The following is a 1,431-nucleotide window of genomic DNA, read 5'->3' as shown; positions in this document are numbered from 1 at the left end:
ACTTTGCCAAAGTCTTTAGCCCAGCTGTCTGGAAACTTACCTTGTAATACATATGAGAACGCGATGAGCTCGGCAATAATATGATAGAGCTGGTCAGGTATTTCCTGACCTAAATCCAGTGTGGCTAAAAAGTCACTTAGGTAAGGGTCTTCATGCACCAACACCCCATTCTGTTTGGCTAGTTCCACAATCTCTTGCGCTAGTTCACCAAAACCTTTGGCTATTACAGTGGGTGTAGTCGAGGCTTCACCTTGCTGGTACTTGAGTGCGACGGCACTTTTGTTTTTTGTTTTAGTGGTCAATTTCTCACCTGATAAATGTGCTTCACGGCTTAGGCCTGTGTTTGAAATATATGATAGGGCCGGTCTGCCAAGGTGTCGGGAATTTTACCCAATTGGCATTGGCTTTTTGCTACTTCGATACCTAAGGAGGCTAGGCGTTTTTTCAATAAAGGCATAAAGTTCATCACCTGGTGTTTAACACTATCATTTGAGGCATAAAAATCGATTTCTACTTCATCGGGACGAAGTTTTGCTTTGGTTAACAATTCACCTAATTCGCCAACGCTCAATTTCATGGTGAGTTGCCATGTTTTAGGTGTTGATGCATTTTGTGCCTTATCTTCTTTATGTTGTTCTTCACGTTTTACTAGCAATTCGATGTTATTAAACTTGTCACCCAAAAGACTGGGCAGGTTGTAATAATAGGTTTCTTGCCCTTGCAGTAATTTTTCGCTATTCGCCAATTTGTTGCTTTGATGGTCGGCTAGTAAGCGGCTTATCTCTCGTATTAGTTGAGAGCGTTGCTCTAGCTGAGAAAATTCTTGTAATGCCTTAGCTGGGTTGGCCGGTAATTCACCTTTAGTCGGCTCACTAAAAATAGAGGGTAAGATCTGGGCCAAACGTTCTGCTTGACTGGGTTGATTACGCAATAGCCTTGAGGCTAACGAGACTTGTAATAAGGTGACCAAACCACTGAGCATGCCCTGAGTGGCGGGTGGCGAGATGATCTGCACAGCGGAAAGTGGCAAAGATGGCGCGCTCATTAACTGTTTAATATTAGCAGCATCTTGCTCTTTACCTTGAGGCGTTGCTTGCCGAATTTCTTGAGCAACTTGTTTTAACCAGCTTTGCGTAGCAGGCTCTGCTAAGGTTTTTTGCGTTGCAGACTCTGTGAGTAATTTTTCGAAATTGTTCAGCACAACACTCGGCAATTCAGCCTTAGGTTGTGCAAGCCGCAGTAGGTTTTGCAGCATGGTCAATTGAGCAGGTTTACTGTTTACAAACTCGTTAGTGACCACGGTTTCGCTGCTAGTTTTATTGAGTATTGCATCAATGATGATTTTAAAATCAGGCAAGGTAGCGGGGTAGGATTTGGCGTTTGGAGTACCAGCGTGAGGACTAAGATGACTGAGTCCTGAAGCACTTTGGG

General features: G+C 43.7%; 2 protein-coding genes. Both read right to left on the bottom strand.

Going from position 1 to position 1,431, the window contains the following annotated elements:
- Positions 1–302: EscU/YscU/HrcU family type III secretion system export apparatus switch protein (locus NWQ57_RS14860; RefSeq protein ID WP_306022945.1), on the bottom strand; the 302-nt coding region annotated here is incomplete at its 3' end.
- Positions 303–331: 29 nt separating this feature from the next.
- Positions 332–1,431 (bottom strand): flagellar hook-length control protein FliK (locus tag NWQ57_RS14855; protein ID WP_306022944.1); only part of this gene is annotated, 1,100 nt, incomplete at its 5' end.

Source organism: Paraglaciecola sp. (assembly GCF_030730205.1).
In the GTDB taxonomy this organism is placed as follows: domain Bacteria; phylum Pseudomonadota; class Gammaproteobacteria; order Enterobacterales; family Alteromonadaceae; genus Paraglaciecola.
The sequence above is the reverse complement of the archived record's forward strand: the minus strand, read 5'-3'. Positions and strand labels throughout refer to the sequence as shown.